The following is a 14925-nucleotide window of genomic DNA, read 5'->3' as shown; positions in this document are numbered from 1 at the left end:
CGCAACGAAAGGTAACGGCTCCATGCGTCGTCCCCAGCTGGACATCCAGCTGAAGACCCCCGACCAGATCGAGAAGATGCGCGCCGCCGGCCTGGTGGTCGCCCGCGCGCTGCGTCGGATGCGGGAGGCCGTCGCCCCCGGGGTGAGCACCGCCGACCTGGACGCGATCGCCGAGGCCACCATCCGGGAGGCCGGCGCCGTCCCGTCGTTCAAGGGCTACCACGGCTTCCCGGCGTCGATCTGCTCGTCGGTCAACGAGCAGGTGGTGCACGCGATCCCGGCGGCGCAGCAGGTGCTGCGCGAAGGCGACCTCATCTCCATCGACTGCGGTGCGGTGCTGGACGGCTGGCACGGCGACGCGGCGATCACGGTCGGGGTCGGCGAGGTCGACCCGGCCCTGCTGAAGATGGCCTCGGTCGCCGAGGACGCGATGTGGGCCGGCATCGCGGCGGCGGCGCGCGGCGCGACCAACGGCCGGGGCCGGCTCACCGACATCTCGCACGCCGTGGAGACCGCCGTCCGCAAGGGTGGCCGCTACGGCATCGTCGACGGGTACGGCGGCCACGGCATCGGCACCGAGATGCACCAGGACCCGCACGTGCTGAACCACGGGCGGCCCGGCAAGGGTCCCCGGTTGGTGCCGGGAATGGCGCTGGCCATCGAGCCGATGATCACGATGGGCTCGCCGCGGACCGTGGAGCTGGCCGACGGCTGGACGGTGGTCACCCGGGACGGATCGGTCGCCGCGCATGTCGAGCATTCCATTGCGCTGCTGCCGGACGGGGCTTATGTGCTGACCGCCGAGGACGGGGGCGTTTCCCGGCTTGGTGATCTGGTGTCGCAGGCTGTGGCCGTAGGATCCGGGCCGTCCTGACTCTTCTCAGGCCATAACTGCAAAGAAATCCCCCGCACGGCAATTGCCGTACGGGGGATTTCTCATTTGTTTTACGGGGCGACCCAACTGGAGCAGCGGTTGGTGGAGTCGCAAACACGGTACGAACTCACGAAGCCCGACGGCGTGTGCTCACGACCGCAGCCGGAGGCGCTGCCATTTGCATCCCCGACCATGTCCGTGACGCCACTGGTGGTCTTGTACTCGGCCCGGATGCCGACGCCGTCCGCCGAGAAGTCGCACGCCTTGACGTACAGGTGGTCTGCCTCCACCTGCGCGTTTCCGATCAGCGCTCCCGCGCCGTAGATGGGCAGCGTGTGTGCGTGGGCGCTGGCCTGCCCGCCGAAGACCACCAGGGTCGTCGCGGTGGCGGCGGACACCATGAGGGTCCGCCGGATGATTGACTTGAGTTGCACGGATCTGTCTCCAATCTCCTGTCGTACGCCGAAAGCAATGAGCAGACGGCGGCCTGGCCGGAGACGGCGGCAAACGAGGGTGCGCTCCACCTGGAGCGCACCGCGATTATTTCCCCCGTCTTTGTCGGCGATGCCGACGAACGAAAACCTATACGTCGAATACTCGGGCGTCAACCTTGGTCACAATCAGTGACGTCAATCGGGATGGTCCGGCCCGCGTGGGTATCTGCGGGTTTTCGCTCGACCCGGCGCGGCGACGGTCCGCGCCATCTGCCCGGTTCCCTGCTCCCGTCGGCGCCCGGCGGGACACGCGTTTCGGTCCGCTCCGCCAAAAGGACGGTGGCTGGTCGTGGCGGACCCGGCGCCGTCACGCCGGCGACCTGAGGTGCACCATGCCGACGGGACTCCGGCCGGTGGCACTGCGGTGGCATGCTTGCCGGCATGGAGGGGCGGGACGGCATGCGGGCGGGCGACGCGGACCGGCAGGAGACGGCAGAGCGGCTCCGGCTGGCGCTGGAGGAGGGCCGGCTCGACCTGCACGAGTACGACGAGCGCCTCCAGCGGGCCTACGCCGCCAAGACGTACGCGGAACTCGGCGCGGTGTTGGCCGACCTGCCCGGGCCGGCGCTGGTGGAGCGGTCGAACGTGGTGCCCCACCAGCCGACACCCCCGGCCGCCGGGGCGCGGCCGGCCCCTGCGGTCGCACCGGCATCCGAGCGGCCCGGTTGGCTGCTCGACGTGTGGCTGCCCTGGCTGCGGGTGGCGGCGATCGTGAACGTGATCTGGCTGCTGTCCAGCCTCGGCTCGCAACATGTCGGCTACTACTGGCCGGCCTGGGTGCTGGGTCCGTGGGGTGCGCTGCTGGTGCTGCGTACCGTGGGCGGTGTCGGCTCCGGCGAGCTGCGACGGGACGCCGGGCGTCGGACCCGGCGGGCGGGTCGGGGCCGGCGCTCGCGGTGAGCTGACTCACGTGCCAGCCTCTTCGCCGTCCGGCCGGGTGGCCGGTTTGGCGACGCCCCGCAGGCGGGCGTACACTTTCTGATCGGCGCACAGCGTCCACTCCGGCATGCCCACCCTGCGCTTCGGTGGGAGTCGGAGCCGCGGCTGGCTCGAGCCATCTGATCTTGGTCAGGGCTCGTGTAAGACGTTGTGGGCCGTCCGGAGTAACCGACGTCAGGACAGCGGAGGACATGCCGAAAAAAGACGGAGCCATCGAGATCGAGGGTCGGGTCATCGAGCCCCTGCCGAACGCCATGTTCCGGGTGGAGCTCGCGAACGGTCACAAGGTGCTGGCTCACATCAGTGGCAAGATGCGGCAGCACTACATCCGCATCCTGCCGGAGGACCGTGTCGTCGTCGAACTCTCGCCGTACGACCTGACCCGCGGGCGCATCGTCTACCGCTACAAGTAAGCCTGACGACGGCCGGGAAGTCCCCGTGTCCGTCTTCGACGTCCGGCGTCGCGCCTGCGCGCCTCCGGGCCAGATGGGAAGTAAGGCAACCGTGAAGGTCAAGCCGAGCGTCAAGAGGATCTGCAACAAGTGCCGGGTCATTCGCCGGCACGGCCGGGTCATGGTCATCTGCACCGACCCGCGCCACAAGCAGCGCCAGGGCTGAACCAGTCCCACCGGTCGTGAGGCGGCCGGTCGGACGGCCCGGGTGTCGTAGATCCCGAAACACATCACCATGCTCGTCCCAGCCGCGAGCGGTACGCAGCGCGTACTCAATCGTGGTTGACCCCCGGTCGGAGGCCGGGGCCCGCTCGGGCAGCGACCGATCCCGGTCGCCGGCGCTGAAGGCGTCGGAAGGACGGGACGGCCGGTAGCGGGGTGGGACGGGTCCACACCTCCGCCACAACATCACGAGGAGTACGCCCGCACATGGCACGTCTAGTCGGCGTCGACCTCCCCCGCGAGAAGCGGATGGAGATCGCGCTCACCTACATCTTCGGGGTCGGTCGTACCCGTGCCCTGGAGACGCTCGCCGCGACCGGCATCTCGCCGGACAAGCGGGTCCGGGACCTCACGGACGAGGAGCTGGTCCAGCTCCGCAACCACATCGAGGGCAACTACAAGGTTGAAGGCGACCTGCGCCGCGAGGTCGCCGCTGACATCCGCCGCAAGGTCGAGATCGGCTGCTACGCCGGTATCCGGCACCGCCGTGGTCTGCCCGTGCGCGGTCAGCGCACCAAGACCAACGCGCGTACCCGGAAGGGCCCGAAGCGGACCGTCGCCGGCAAGAAGAAGCCCGGCAAGAAGTAACTAGGAGCGCACAGACTTATGCCACCGAAGGCTCGTGCCGGAGCCGCCGTCAAGAAGGTCCGGCGCAAGGAACGCAAGAACGTCGCCCACGGGCAGGCGCACATCAAGAGCACCTTCAACAACACCATCGTGTCGATCACCGACCCGACCGGTGCGGTCATCTCCTGGGCCTCCTCCGGCCAGGTGGGCTTCAAGGGCTCCCGCAAGTCGACTCCGTTCGCCGCGCAGCTGGCCGCCGAGGCCGCCGCGCGTCGGGCCATGGAGCACGGCATGCGGAAGGTCGACGTGTTCGTCAAGGGCCCCGGCTCCGGCCGGGAGACCGCCATCCGTTCGCTGCAGGCCGCCGGGCTGGAGGTCGGGCAGATCTCCGACGTCACCCCGCAGCCGCACAACGGATGCCGTCCGCCCAAGCGTCGCCGGGTCTGAGAGGTAGAGAGAGATGGCTCGTTACACCGGTGCTGACTGCCGCCGTTGCCGGCGGGAGAAGATGAAGCTGTTCCTCAAGGGCAGCAAGTGCGATGGTCCGAAGTGCCCGTTCGAGTCCCGGCCGTTCCCGCCCGGGCAGCACGGCCGCGGCCGCACCAAGGAGACGGAGTACCTGCTCCAGCTCCGTGAGAAGCAGAAGGCCCGTCGTGTCTACGGCGTGCTGGAGAAGCAGTTCCGCGGCTACTACGAAGAGGCCGTCGGCAAGAAGGCCAAGACGGGCGAGGTTCTGCTGCAGATCCTCGAGTCGCGGCTGGACAACGTGGTCTACCGGGCCGGCTACGCCAAGTCCCGGGACATGGCCCGCCAGCTGGTCAAGCACGGTCACTTCACGGTGAACGGCAAGAAGGTCGACATCCCGTCGTACCGCGTCAAGGAGCACGACATCATCGAGGTCCGGGGCAAGAGCAAGGAGCTCACCCCGTTCATCGTGGCGGCCGCCGAGGCCGGCTCCAAGAGCGTTCCGGCGTGGCTCGAGGCCATCCCCAGCCAGATGAAGGTTCTCGTGCACTCGCTCCCGGCCCGCCAGGTGATCGACACCCAGGTCCAGGAGCAGCTGATCGTCGAGCTCTACTCCAAGTAAGGGCTCGTTGCGGTGGCCCGTCCTGCGGGGCGGGCCACCGGAACAGTTTGTGTCGTGGGCGTCAAATAGCGGGCGCCCCGGAAGAGAAGAGAAGAAATGCTCATCAGCCAGCGACCGTCTCTCTCCGAAGAGTCGATCAACGAGACCCGCTCCCGGTTCACCATCGAGCCGCTGGAGCCGGGCTTCGGCTACACCCTGGGCAACTCGCTGCGGCGTACGCTGCTGTCGTCCATCCCGGGTGCGGCGGTCACCTCGATCAAGATCGACGGTGTTCTGCACGAGTTCACCACCATCCCCGGTGTCAAGGAGGACGTGGTCGAGCTCGTCATGAACATCAAGGAGCTCTGCGTCAGCTCCGAGCACGACGAGCCGGTCAGCATGTACCTGCGCAAGCAGGGCCCGGGCGACGTGACCGCCGGTGACATCCAGCCGCCGGCCGGTGTCTCGGTGCACAACCCGGACCTGAAGCTCGCCACCCTGAACGGCAAGGGCCGGCTCGACATGGAGCTGACCGTCGAGCGGGGTCGTGGCTACGTCACGGCGGCGCAGAACAAGCAGGCCGGCGCCGAGATCGGCCGGATCCCGGTCGACTCGATCTACTCGCCGGTGCTCAAGGTGACGTACCGCGTCGAGGCGACCCGGGTCGAGCAGCGGACCGACTTCGACCGGCTGATCATCGACGTCGAGACCAAGCCGTCGATGGGCCCGCGTACCGCGCTGGCCTCGGCCGGCTCGACGCTGGTGGAGCTCTTCGGGCTGGCCCGGGAGCTGGACGAGACCGCCGAGGGCATCGACATCGGGCCGTCCCCGCAGGACGCCCAGCTGGCGGCGGACCTGGCCCTGCCGATCGAGGAGCTGGACCTCACCGTCCGCTCCTACAACTGCCTCAAGCGCGAGGGCATCAACTCCGTTGGTGAGCTCATCGGGCGTACCGAGGCCGACCTCCTCGACATCCGGAATTTCGGTCAGAAGTCGATCGACGAGGTCAAGATGAAGCTCGCCGGGATGGGTCTCGGGCTGAAGGACTCGGCTCCGAACTTCGACCCGGCGCACGTCGTGGACGCCTTCGGCGAGGCCGACTACGACACCGACGACTACCGCGAGACCGAGCAGCTCTAGTCCGCGCTGCCGCCACACCTGAGGAGCACCAAGCATGCCCACGCCCACCAAGGGCCCCCGCCTCGGCGGCAGCCCCGCGCACGAGCGGCTGATGCTGGCCAACCTGGCCACCGCGCTGTTCCAGCACGGAAAGATCCAGACCACCGAGACGAAGGCCCGGCGGCTCCGTCCGCTGGCCGAGCAGCTCATCACCAAGGCCAAGCGGGGCGACCTCGCCGCGCGCCGGCGGGTGCTGGGCGTCGTCAAGGACAAGGACGTGGTCTACGCCCTGTTCGACCAGATCGCGCCCCGGTACGCCAACCGCAACGGTGGCTACACCCGGATCGTGAAGACCGGTCCGCGCAAGGGTGACGCCGCTCCGATGGCGATCATCGAGCTGGTCGAGGAGCTTCAGGTCGCCGAGCCCAAGGCGAACAAGAAGACCGCCGCCCGTAAGGCCGCCCAGCAGGACAAGGTCGAGGCGCTCGCCCCGGCCGAGGAGACCCCGAAGTCGACCCCGGCGGACGCCGACGTCGACCAGGACTCCGAGGCCCCGGTGCACGCCTCCGGTGACACCGCCGCCGCCCGCGAGGACAGCGACGAGGCCACCGAGGCCACCGAGAACAAGGCCTGAGCACAGGCAGCAGCGTCGGGCCCGGCACCCCTCCCGTGGGGGTGCCGGGCCCGACGCCGTGACCGGGAGGTACGAGGTGGACGAGCGGATCCGGCTCCGGCTGGACGTGTCGTACGACGGCACCGACTTCTCCGGCTGGGCGCCCCAGCCGACCCGGCGCACGGTCGCCGGGGTGCTCGTCGAGACGCTGGACCTGGTGCTCGGCGCCGGCACCGCGACCGGGCTGACCGTGGCCGGTCGCACCGACGCCGGGGTGCACGCCACCGGCCAGGTCTGCCACCTCGACCTGCCTGCCACGGTGTGGCGGGAGCACGACGGGCGGCTGCTGCGCCGGCTGGCCCGGCTGCTCCCCACCGACGTGCGGGTCCGGGCGATGACCGAGGTCCCCAGCGACTTCGACGCCCGCTTCTCGGCCACCTACCGCCGCTACGAGTACCGGGTGACCGACGCCCCCTGGGGTGCCGAGCCGCTGCGCCGGCACGACACGCTCGCCTGGCCGAAGCCGCTGGACCTGGACGCGCTGAACGCCGCCGCGGCCGGCCTGGTGGGGGAGCACGACTTCGCGGCGTACTGCCGGCGCAAGGAGCACGCCACCACGCTGCGCGAGGTGACCCGGCTGGACTGGCGGCGGGACCCGGACGGCATCCTGGTGGCCACCGTCCAGGCCGACGCGTTCTGCCAGGCGATGGTGCGCAGCCTGGTCGGGGCGATGCTGGTGGCCGGGGACGGCCGCCGGCCGGTCGAGTGGCCGGCCGGCCTGCTCACCCGCCGGGAACGCTCCAGCGAGGTGACCGTGGCCGGCGCGCACGGGCTGACCCTGGTGGCGGTGGGCTACCCCACCGACCCGGCCGAGTACGCCCGCCGCGCCGACCTCACCCGGCGGCTGCGGGTGCCCGTCGCCGAGGGCTGACCGGCCCACGTCGAACGGGCCGGTCCACCCCGAGGGTCGACCGGCCCTTCCCGACGGACGTTCAGTTCTCGCCGCGGGAGTTCTCCTGGTCGGCGGTGCTCTCCCGCGGGGTGGGCTGCCCGGTGATCCCGCCGTTCGCCCGGCGCTCCAGCACCCCACGGCTGAGGTACTGCTGGACCAGGTCGGTCAGGGCCTCCCGCGCCTTCGCGTCGTCGGTGCCGACCCGTTCGCCGTCGGCCCGGGTGACCAGGCAGTACGCGAGGTAGTGGCCGCGTACCTGCCAGCCGACCCGGGCGGCGGAAGTCGCCACCGCCTCGGTGTCGTCGCCGGCGGTCATGCCCCGGAACCGGCCCTGCCGTTCGTCGAGCAGCTGCCGGAGCCGGTCCCGGACCCGCTGGGCGCTGGCCAGGTCGGTCAGGTTGAGCAGGCCCGCGGTGAGCAGGTAGTCGCCGTCGGGGGAGCGCAGGGTGGCCCGGACCACCTGGTTGCAGCCGAGGCGGACCAGCAGGTCGGCGACCTCGTCCGTGGCGGCGACCGCGCAGCTGGTGCTGGCCTGCGTCTTGAGCACCCGGTAGGCGGGCCGGCCGTCGGTGACCACCAGTGTCCGGCCCGGGAAGACCTCCTTGACGGTGAGCGCCACCTGGTCGGTGTCCCGCGAGTCCAGGTCGTGCCCCGAGGTGGCGGCGGACTGCTCGGCCTGGGGCTGCGGCGTGGGTGCGACCGGCTCCGGTACGACCTGCCGGTCCTTGAGCAGTGCCGCGCCGGCCAGTCCGCTGAGTGCCAGCAGCGCCACGACGGCGGCACCGCCGATGAGCACCCGCCAGGCGCGTCCCCCGCCGCTCCGGTCGGTCCGGGGCTGGCGGGGCGGCGGCGTGCCCGCGTACACCTGGCTGAGCGTGGTGGGCGCGGCCGGGGGGATCGGCGTGCTGGGCACCGGCACGGTGGGCCGGGCCGCCGGCGGGAGCGACGGGTGGACCGCCCGGGTGGGCCGGGGCAGCGACGGGGTGGGGAAGCGGGAGGGGGAGGGGCCTGCGGGAGGGGGCGCACCGACGCCGGGCGCCGACGGGTCGGCTCCCGGCTCCGGGGACTCCAGGAAGGCGTCCTCAGCGGACTCGTACCGATACACCATGTCGCACACACTAGGGCTGAATATCCCTTTCGGGGGTAATATCGGGAAATTCTGGCGAGGTGGCGTCGCACTGCGCCCGCCCACCGTCGACGAGCCGGGCCCGGCACGGTGCGACAATGCGCGACGTGACCGGCGACCACTACTTCACCGCTGAACCCGCGACCACCGCCCACCCGCGCGAGGTCGAGTTCTCCGTCGCCGGGCGCGACTACACGCTGACCTCGGCCGGCGGGGTCTTCTCCGCCGACCGGCTGGACGCCGGCACCGCCGTGCTGCTGCGCAAGGCCGAACTGCCCGCCCCCGACACCACCGGGGCACTGCTCGACCTCGGCTGCGGCTTCGGGCCGATCACCTGCGTGCTCGCCGACCACGCGCCCACCGCCACGGTCTGGGCGGTCGACGTCAACCAGCGCGCCCGCGACCTCACCGCCGCCAACGCCGCCCGGGTCGGTGCCGCCGACCGGGTCCGGGTCGCCGCCCCCGACGACGTACCGGCCGACGTCTCGTTCGCCGAGATCTGGTCCAACCCGCCGATCCGGATCGGCAAGAGCGACCTGCACGAGCTGCTGCGCCGCTGGCTGCCGCGGCTCGCCCCGGACGGCGTCGCCTGGCTGGTGGTCGCCCGGCACCTCGGCGGCGACTCGCTGCACCGGTGGCTCGTCGACGAGCAGGGCTGGCAGGTGGAGCGGCAGGCCAGCCAGAAGGGCTACCGGGTGCTGCGGGTCACCCGGTAATCGGGTGTCGGCCGCCCCGGTCGCTCGGGCAGGATGCCGGCGTGGGATATGTGGACGTGGCATCCGTCGGGCACCTGCTGCCCGACGGCCGGGAGCTCTTCACCGACGTGTCGTTCCGGGTCGGTGAGGGCGCCAAGGTCGCCCTGGTCGGCCCGAACGGCGCCGGCAAGACCACCCTGCTGCGGATGGTCGCCGGCGACCTGCCGGTGCAGACCGGCGTGATCGCCCGCTCCGGCGGGCTGGGCGTGATGCGGCAGTTCATCGGCATGATCGGCGACGACTCCACGCTCGCCGACCTGGCCCTCTCGCTCGCCCCGCCGACGCTGCGCGACGCCGGCCGCCGGCTCGTCACCACCGAAGCGGCCATGCGGGACGCCGAGGTCCGCGGCAAGTACAGCTCCGCCGCCGGCAAGGCGCAGCTCGCGTACGCGGACGCGCTCGCCGCCTGGGGGGAGTCCGGCGGGTACGACGCCGAGGTGCTCTTCGACACCGTCGCCACCATCGTCCTCGACCTGCCCTGGGACGCCGCCCGGGACCGGCCCGTCCGCACCCTCTCCGGCGGCCAGCAGAAGCGCTTCGCCCTGGAGCTGCTGCTGCGCGGCGGCGACGAGGTGCTCCTCCTCGACGAGCCGGACAACTTCCTCGACGTGCCCGGCAAGCGCTGGCTGGAGGCGCGGCTGCGCGAATCCGGCAAGTCGGTGCTCTATGTCTCGCACGACCGGGAACTGCTCGCCCAGACCGCCGACCGGGTGGTCGCCGTCGAGGGCGGCAGCGCGTGGGTGCACCCCGGCGGCTTCGCGAGCTGGCACGAGGCACGGGTGGCCCGCCACGCCCGCCTCGACGAGCTGCGCAAACGGTGGGACGAGGAACACCAGAAGCTGCGCGAGCTGATGCTGATGTACAAGCAGAAGGCCGCGTACAACTCCGACATGGCGTCCCGCTACCAGTCGGCGCAGACCCGGCTGCGCCGGTTCGAGGAGGCCGGGCCGCCGCCCGTACCCCCGAAGGACCAGGACATCCGGATGCGGCTGACCGGCGGGCGGACCGGCAAGCGCGCGGTGGTCGCCGAGCAGCTCGAACTCGACGGCCTGACCTACCCCTTCGACCTGGAGATCTGGTACGGCGACCGGGTCGCCGTGCTCGGCGCGAACGGCACCGGGAAGTCCCACTTCCTCCGGCTGCTCGCCCGGGGCGGCACCGACCCCGACCCGGCCGACCCGCCGGTCGACGGCGCGGCGGCGCTCGCCCCCGTCGCCCACGACGGCGTGGTACGCCTCGGCGCCCGGGTCCGGCCCGGGCACTTCTCGCAGACCCACGACCGCCCCGAGCTGACCGGGAAGACCCTGGTCGAGATCCTGTGGCGGGGCGACGAGCACCGCAAGGGCATGGACCGGCACGCGGCGATGGGCGTGCTGTCCCGGTACGAGCTGGCCGGCCAGGGCGACCAGCGGTTCGGCACCCTCTCCGGCGGCCAGCAGGCCCGCTTCCTGGTGCTGCTGCTGGAACTGTCCGGGGCGACCCTGCTGCTGCTCGACGAGCCCACCGACAACCTCGACCTCGCCTCCGCCGAGGCGCTGGAGGCCGGCCTCGCCGCGTTCTCCGGGACGGTGATCGCGGTGACCCACGACCGCTGGTTCACCCGCTCCTTCGACCGGTTCCTCCTGTTCGGCGGCGACGGCGAGGTGACCGAGCCGCCCGAGCCGGTCTGGGACGTCGGGTGAAAGGAGGGGCCCCCTGTTAACGCCAGACGTTGTGAAGGGGCCCCCTCTTAACAGCCGGCATAGGGTGGATCTCGTGACTGAGATGACCTACCGCCGGCTGGGCGACTCCGGGCTCGTGGTGTCCGTCGTCGGCGTCGGCTGCAACAACTTCGGCCGCAAGCTCGACCTCGACGGCACCCGCGCGGTCGTCGACGCCGCCCTCGACGCCGGGATCAACTTCTTCGACACCGCCGACATCTACGGTGAGCCGCAGGGCGGTTCGGAGGAGTTGCTCGGCCAGGCGCTCAAGGGCCGCCGCGACGACGTGGTGGTGGCGACCAAGTTCGGCATGGACATGCACGGGCTCAACGGCCCCGACCACGGCGCCCGGGGCGCGCGGCGCTACATCGCCCGGGCCGTCGAGGCGTCGCTGCGCCGGCTCGACACCGACCACATCGACCTCTACCAGATGCACGAACCCGACCCGGGCACCCCGATCGACGAGACCCTCGCCGCCCTGGACGACCTGGTCCGCGCCGGCAAGGTGCGCTACCTCGGCAACTCCAACTTCGCCGGCTGGCAGATCGCCGACGCCGACTGGACCGCCTCCTCCCAGGGCAGGGCCCGCTTCATCTCCGCGCAGAACCACTACTCGCTGCTGGAGCGCTCCGTCGAGGCCGAGGTCATCCCCGCCTGCGAGCGGTTCGGCCTCGGCATGCTGCCGTTCTTCCCGCTCGCCAACGGCCTGCTCACCGGCAAGTACCGGCGCGACCAGGCCCCGCCCACCGGCAGCCGGCTCTCCGGCGGCGGCCGGTACGCCGAGCGTCTCGCCGCCGCGAACTGGGACACCATCGAGGCGATCGAGGCGTACGCGGCCGAGCGCGGGCTCAGCATGCTCCAGGTGGCCATCGGTGGGCTCGCCGCCCAGCCGGCGGTGACCTCGGTGATCGCCGGTGCCACCACGCCCGAGCAGGTCCGCGCCAACGCCGAGGCGGGCGTCTGGCAGCCGACCGACGAGGACCTGGACGCCCTCGACGCGATCCTCTGATCCCGGCTCGTCCCTGCCCCGGCCCGCTCGACGGTGCCGGGGCAGGGCTTTCTCCGGCCCGGGCGGACGAGGGCATCCGGACAGCATGGCGTGCGGCTGCGGTCACCCACTGTCCCGGTCTCCACTCCGGACGGTGAATGGGAAAAACGTCACCGACTCTTCCGCCGACGCCCGGCGCGTCGTACGGTATGGCCGCAAGTGACCCACGGGAGCCCGGTGCACCGGGCTGAGAGGGGGGCTGGAGCCCCCGACCGTCGAACCTGATCCGGGTAATGCCGGCGCAGGGAGGAGTGTTGCCGTGCCGTCCCTGGGACGACTGCATCTGATCACCGACACCCGGCCGGGGCGGCACCCGCTCACCGTGCTGCGCGCCGTCCTGCCGGTGGCCCGCGCCGAGCTGGTCGTCCAGGTCCGGGTCGAGGACGACGCCACCGACCGCGAGGCGTACGAGCTGGCCCGGCGGGTGCTGGCGCTGTGCCGGCCGTACGGGGCGGCGTGCCTGGTCAACGACCGGTTGCACGTGGCGCTCGCGGTGGGCGCGGCGGGCGGGCACGTCGGCGCGGAGGACCTGCCGGTGCCGGCCGCCCGTCGGGTGCTCGGCTCCGGTGCCGTGCTCGGCGTCACCGCCCGGGACCCGGGTGCCGCCGCCGCGGCGGTCACCGGCGGGGCCAGCTATCTCGGGGTCGGCCTGCCACCCCACCGGCACCAAGACCGGCCTGCCCACGCCGATCGGCGCCGCCGGGGTGCGGGCGGTCGCCGAAGCGGTGGCCGTACCGGTGATCGCCATCGGCGGGGTCACCGCGGCGGCGGTGCCGGCGCTGCGCGCCGCCGGGGCGTACGGGGTGGCGGTGGTCGGGGCGGTCTCCGGGGCCGCCGATCCGGGCCGGGCCACCGCCGAGCTGCTCGGGGCGCTGACGTGCTGACGCCCGCGCTCCCGGATGTCGCTGTCGTGGGGGCGGGGCCGATCGGGTTGGCGATCGCCTGGCGGTGCGCGCAGCGCGGACTGCGGGTCGTGGTGCACGATCCCGCGCCGGGGTCGGGGGCGTCGCGGGTGGCGGCGGGGATGCTGGCGCCGGTCGCCGAGGCGTACTTCGGTGAGCACGAGCTGACCGGGTTGCTCGCCGAGTCCGCCGCCCGCTGGCCGGGATTCGCCGCCGAGCTGGCCGCCGCCTCCGGGCAGGAATTCGGCTACCGGACCGAGGGGACCCTGCTGGTCGGGTTGACCGGGGACGACCTGGCGGAGGCGCGGCGACTCTGGTCGTACCAGCAGGGGTTGGGGCTGCCGATCACGCCGCTGCGCCCTCGCAGCTGCGCGACCGCGAGCCGGCGCTGGCCCCCGGGTGCGCGGCGGCGCGGTCGCGCCCGGCGACCACCAGGTCGACCCGCGACGGCTGGTGACCGCGCTGCGGGCCGCCGCCGAACGGGCCGGCGCGACGCTGCTGCCCGGTCGGGTGGAGCGCCTGTCCGACGTGGCCGCGCGGGTCACCGTGGTCGCGGCCGGCTGCGGGGCCGCCGCGCTCACCGGCCTCCCGGTCCGCCCGGTGAAGGGGCAGGTGCTCCGGCTCCGCGCGCCCGGTCGCGGCACGCCGGGCTTCCGGCACGTGATCCGGGGGTACGCCGACGGCGAAGCGGTCTATCTGGTGCCCCGGGCCGACGGCGAGGTGGTGGTCGGGGCGACCGTCGAGGAGCGCGGCGACACCGAGGTGACCGCCGGGGCGGTGCTGCGGTTGCTCCGCGCCGCCGTCGACCTGGTCCCCGAGCTGGCCGAGTACGACCTCGTCGAGGCGACCGCCGGGCTGCGCCCCGGCACCCCCGACAACGCGCCGGTCCTCGGCCCGCTGCCCGGCCGGCCCGACGTGCTCGCCGCCACCGGCCACCACCGGCACGGCATCGTGCTCACCCCGGTCACCGCCGACCTGGTCACCGGGCTGATCGTCACCGGCGAGCCGGACCCGCTGCTCGCCCCCTTCCGCCCGGACCGCTTCACCACCATCGAGGAGGAGACGTGCGACTGATCGTCAACGGCGCGGGGCGGGAGCTGCCCGGTGGGTCGACCGTGGCGGACCTGGTCCGCGCGGTCACCGACCAGCGGCGTGGCCTCGCGGTCGCGGTGAACGGCGAGGTGGTGCCGCGCGGCGGCTGGCCGGCGACGCTGCTGGCCGACGGCGACCGGGTCGAGGTGCTCAGCGCCGCTCAGGGCGGGTGAGCGGGATGTCCTTCGAACTGGCCGGCAGCACGTTCGGGTCCCGGTTGATCCTCGGCACCGGTGGCGCGGCCAACCTGCACGTGCTGGAGCAGGCGATCCGTGCCTCCGGTACGGAGCTGGTCACCGTCGCGCTGCGCCGGGTGGACACCGCCCCCGGCACCTCCGGCGGGCTGCTCGACCTGCTGGACCGGTGCGGGGTGAAGCTGCTGCCGAACACCGCCGGCTGCCACACGGCCGGCGAGGCGGTGAAGGTGGCGCACCTGGCCCGGGAGGCGTTCGACACCGACTGGGTGAAACTCGAGGTGATCGGCGACGAGCGCACCCTCCTGCCCGACGGGGTGGAGCTGCTGCGTGCCGCCGAGGAGCTGGTGGCGGACGGGTTCACCGTGCTGCCGTACACCTCGGACGATCCGATCCTGGCCCGCCGGCTCGCCGACGCCGGCTGCGCCGCGGTGATGCCGGCCGGCGCGCCGATCGGCTCCGGGCTGGGCGTCACCAACCCGCACCACATCCGGCTGATCCGGCAGGGCGTGGACGTGCCGGTGATCCTCGACGCCGGCATCGGCACCGCCTCCGACGCGGCGCTCGCCATGGAGCTGGGCTGCGACGCCGTGCTGCTGGCCAGCGCCGTCACCCGGGCCGCCGACCCGGTGGCGATGGCCACCGCGATGCGCCTGGGCGTCGAGGCCGGTCACCTGGCGTACGGCGCGGGCCGCATCGCGCGCCGCTACCACGCCCTCCCCTCCACCCCCGACGACGGAAGGCCCGACCTGTGACCCCGCCACCCACCGCGGCTCCGGCGGCGGATCTTGGACGGAGCAGGCCCTCGGC

General features: G+C 72.5%; 17 protein-coding genes, 2 pseudogenes and 1 riboswitch. Of the genes and pseudogenes, 17 read left to right on the top strand and 2 right to left on the bottom strand.

The features are described from left to right. The first annotated feature begins 22 nt into the window (after positions 1–22). The gene (gene map, locus MRQ36_RS09250) at positions 23–874 is read left to right on the top strand and encodes a type I methionyl aminopeptidase (protein WP_242794482.1); all 852 of its coding nucleotides are present in this window, start codon (positions 23–25) and stop codon (positions 872–874) included. Between the two features lie 71 nt (positions 875–945). Here map and MRQ36_RS09245 read toward each other — a convergent pair whose 3' ends face one another. Continuing rightward, entirely contained in the window at positions 946–1482 is a 537-nt protein-coding gene (locus MRQ36_RS09245) for a hypothetical protein (RefSeq protein ID WP_242794481.1), read from the bottom strand. A gap of 267 nt (positions 1483–1749) precedes the next feature. On the opposite strand from MRQ36_RS09245, the gene MRQ36_RS09240 reads away from it, so the two are divergent. The 9 genes from MRQ36_RS09240 (at position 1750) to truA (ending at position 7277) form a co-directional block, all read left to right on the top strand. After that, the gene (locus tag MRQ36_RS09240; protein ID WP_242794480.1) at positions 1750–2268 is read left to right on the top strand and encodes a DUF1707 domain-containing protein; all 519 of its coding nucleotides are present in this window, start codon (positions 1750–1752) and stop codon (positions 2266–2268) included. A 230-nt stretch (positions 2269–2498) separates the two neighbouring features. Next, positions 2499–2720 (top strand): translation initiation factor IF-1, encoded by a 222-nt coding sequence (gene infA / locus MRQ36_RS09235; RefSeq protein ID WP_007073013.1) that lies wholly within the window; start codon positions 2499–2501, stop codon positions 2718–2720. 91 nt (positions 2721–2811) lie between these two features. Further along, a complete protein-coding gene (rpmJ, locus tag MRQ36_RS09230) occupies positions 2812–2925 on the top strand; it encodes a 50S ribosomal protein L36 (RefSeq protein ID WP_012184307.1) in 114 nt (37 codons plus the stop codon). Between the two features lie 263 nt (positions 2926–3188). Beyond that, positions 3189–3569, top strand: a complete 381-nt coding sequence (gene rpsM / locus MRQ36_RS09225; protein WP_091290326.1) for a 30S ribosomal protein S13 — start codon at positions 3189–3191, stop codon at positions 3567–3569. 18 nt (positions 3570–3587) lie between these two features. Continuing rightward, the gene (rpsK, locus tag MRQ36_RS09220) at positions 3588–3995 is read left to right on the top strand and encodes a 30S ribosomal protein S11 (RefSeq protein WP_014440747.1); all 408 of its coding nucleotides are present in this window, start codon (positions 3588–3590) and stop codon (positions 3993–3995) included. Between the two features lie 13 nt (positions 3996–4008). Then, complete coding sequence (gene rpsD, locus MRQ36_RS09215; protein ID WP_242794479.1) at positions 4009–4635, top strand: 30S ribosomal protein S4; 627 nt, start codon at positions 4009–4011, stop codon at positions 4633–4635. 96 nt (positions 4636–4731) lie between these two features. After that, the gene (locus MRQ36_RS09210; RefSeq protein ID WP_007073009.1) at positions 4732–5754 is read left to right on the top strand and encodes a DNA-directed RNA polymerase subunit alpha; all 1023 of its coding nucleotides are present in this window, start codon (positions 4732–4734) and stop codon (positions 5752–5754) included. Positions 5755–5788: 34 nt separating this feature from the next. Then, positions 5789–6367 carry a 50S ribosomal protein L17 gene (rplQ, locus tag MRQ36_RS09205; RefSeq protein ID WP_242794478.1) on the top strand — a complete coding sequence of 193 codons (579 nt, stop codon included), beginning with the start codon at positions 5789–5791 and terminating at the stop codon, positions 6365–6367. A gap of 76 nt (positions 6368–6443) precedes the next feature. Continuing rightward, positions 6444–7277, top strand: coding sequence for a tRNA pseudouridine(38-40) synthase TruA (gene truA, locus MRQ36_RS09200; protein WP_242794477.1), 834 nt, complete (start codon positions 6444–6446; stop codon positions 7275–7277). A gap of 61 nt (positions 7278–7338) precedes the next feature. On the opposite strand, the gene MRQ36_RS09195 is transcribed toward truA, so the two are convergent. Continuing rightward, positions 7339–8406 (bottom strand): hypothetical protein, encoded by a 1068-nt coding sequence (locus MRQ36_RS09195; RefSeq protein WP_242794476.1) that lies wholly within the window; start codon positions 8404–8406, stop codon positions 7339–7341. 125 nt (positions 8407–8531) lie between these two features. Here MRQ36_RS09195 and MRQ36_RS09190 point away from each other — a divergent pair, with 125 nt between their 5' ends. The 7 genes and pseudogenes from MRQ36_RS09190 to MRQ36_RS09160 all read left to right on the top strand — a co-directional run bounded on the left by MRQ36_RS09190 (position 8532) and on the right by MRQ36_RS09160 (position 14870). Beyond that, on the top strand, positions 8532–9140 hold the full coding sequence (locus MRQ36_RS09190) for a class I SAM-dependent methyltransferase (protein ID WP_242800966.1): 609 nt from the start codon (positions 8532–8534) through the stop codon (positions 9138–9140). A gap of 41 nt (positions 9141–9181) precedes the next feature. After that, positions 9182–10861, top strand: a complete 1680-nt coding sequence (locus MRQ36_RS09185; RefSeq protein WP_242794475.1) for an ABC-F family ATP-binding cassette domain-containing protein — start codon at positions 9182–9184, stop codon at positions 10859–10861. A gap of 64 nt (positions 10862–10925) precedes the next feature. Beyond that, positions 10926–11888, top strand: coding sequence for an aldo/keto reductase (locus MRQ36_RS09180; RefSeq protein WP_242794474.1), 963 nt, complete (start codon positions 10926–10928; stop codon positions 11886–11888). 196 nt (positions 11889–12084) lie between these two features. Continuing rightward, a riboswitch (TPP riboswitch) is annotated at positions 12085–12192 on the top strand. Continuing rightward, positions 12187–12811 (top strand): annotated as a pseudogene (thiE, locus tag MRQ36_RS09175) (thiamine phosphate synthase). (Overlaps the previous riboswitch by 6 nt.) Next, positions 12805–13903, top strand: a pseudogene (gene thiO, locus MRQ36_RS09170) (glycine oxidase ThiO). Before thiE ends, thiO begins: the two co-directional pseudogenes overlap by 7 nt. After that, entirely contained in the window at positions 13894–14094 is a 201-nt protein-coding gene (thiS, locus tag MRQ36_RS09165; RefSeq protein WP_242794473.1) for a sulfur carrier protein ThiS, read from the top strand. Before thiO ends, thiS begins: the two are co-directional and overlap by 10 nt. Further along, positions 14091–14870, top strand: a complete 780-nt coding sequence (locus MRQ36_RS09160) for a thiazole synthase (protein WP_308194793.1) — start codon at positions 14091–14093, stop codon at positions 14868–14870. The genes thiS and MRQ36_RS09160 overlap by 4 nt, the downstream gene beginning before the upstream one ends. The last annotated feature ends 55 nt before the right edge of the window (positions 14871–14925 follow it).

This window comes from Micromonospora sp. R77, assembly GCF_022747945.1.
Classification (GTDB): Bacteria; Actinomycetota; Actinomycetes; order Mycobacteriales; family Micromonosporaceae; genus Micromonospora.
The sequence above is the reverse complement of the archived record's forward strand: the minus strand, read 5'-3'. Positions and strand labels throughout refer to the sequence as shown.

Bases quoted from the DNA above. Each gene is read 5' to 3' on its own strand.
- map (WP_242794482.1), top strand. From the start codon at position 23: ATGCGTCGTCCCCAGCTGGACATCCAGCTGAAGACCCCCGACCAGATC.
- MRQ36_RS09240 (WP_242794480.1), top strand. From the start codon at position 1,750: ATGGAGGGGCGGGACGGCATGCGGGCGGGCGACGCGGACCGGCAGGAG.
- infA (WP_007073013.1), top strand. From the start codon at position 2,499: ATGCCGAAAAAAGACGGAGCCATCGAGATCGAGGGTCGGGTCATCGAG.
- rpsM (WP_091290326.1), top strand. From the start codon at position 3,189: ATGGCACGTCTAGTCGGCGTCGACCTCCCCCGCGAGAAGCGGATGGAG.
- rpsK (WP_014440747.1), top strand. From the start codon at position 3,588: ATGCCACCGAAGGCTCGTGCCGGAGCCGCCGTCAAGAAGGTCCGGCGC.
- rpsD (WP_242794479.1), top strand. From the start codon at position 4,009: ATGGCTCGTTACACCGGTGCTGACTGCCGCCGTTGCCGGCGGGAGAAG.
- MRQ36_RS09210 (WP_007073009.1), top strand. From the start codon at position 4,732: ATGCTCATCAGCCAGCGACCGTCTCTCTCCGAAGAGTCGATCAACGAG.
- rplQ (WP_242794478.1), top strand. From the start codon at position 5,789: ATGCCCACGCCCACCAAGGGCCCCCGCCTCGGCGGCAGCCCCGCGCAC.
- MRQ36_RS09195 (WP_242794476.1), bottom strand. From the start codon at position 8,406: ATGGTGTATCGGTACGAGTCCGCTGAGGACGCCTTCCTGGAGTCCCCG.